This window comes from Pseudomonas sp. EA_65y_Pfl1_P113 (assembly GCF_963970525.1).
Taxonomy (GTDB): Bacteria; Pseudomonadota; Gammaproteobacteria; order Pseudomonadales; family Pseudomonadaceae; genus Aquipseudomonas; species Aquipseudomonas tritici.
Map to the genome: position 1 here is coordinate 1 of NZ_CAXAQM010000340.1, position 530 is coordinate 530.

Here is a 530-nt window from a genome sequence, read left to right on the forward strand (position 1 = left end):
TGATCGGCGCGCAGGCCGAAAATCTCCTTGCACGTTTCCGACGCGGTCAGGCGCTTGCTGGCAATATCCAGGCTCCATGTGCCAAACCGTGCCGCCCTGAGGGTGAAGGCGAGTTCGCGCTCATGTTCTTCCTGCAACCGCAACCGATCGGTCAATTCCGCCATCAACGAGGCGTTATCGTCTTCCAGCCCCTTCAGGCGCTCGCGCTCGATCGTCACATCGACCTGGCTGGCGAAGAAATAGGCCAGCACGCCCTCGGTATCGAACACCGGGGCCATCAGCAGCCGGTTCCAGAAGGTCTCGCCGTCCTTGCGGTGGTTGAGAATGTCGATCTCGAGCGGCTCGACCCGCTCGACCGCCTCGCGAATGCGCTGCACGGTTGCGGGGTCGCTCTCCGGCCCCTGCAGGAAACGGCAGTTCCGGCCGAGAATTTCGTCGCGCGGATATCCGCTCAACCGGCAAAAGGCGTTGTTGGCAAACACCACCGGGTTGTCGGGCAAGCGCGGATTGGTGATGATCATCGGCATCCG

At 62.5% G+C, this 530-nt stretch carries 1 protein-coding gene; it reads right to left on the reverse strand.

Annotated elements, in window-relative coordinates; genetic code table 11:
* Nucleotides 1–530: PAS domain-containing protein (locus AACY52_RS29940; protein WP_339561322.1), on the reverse strand; the 530-nt coding region annotated here is incomplete at both ends.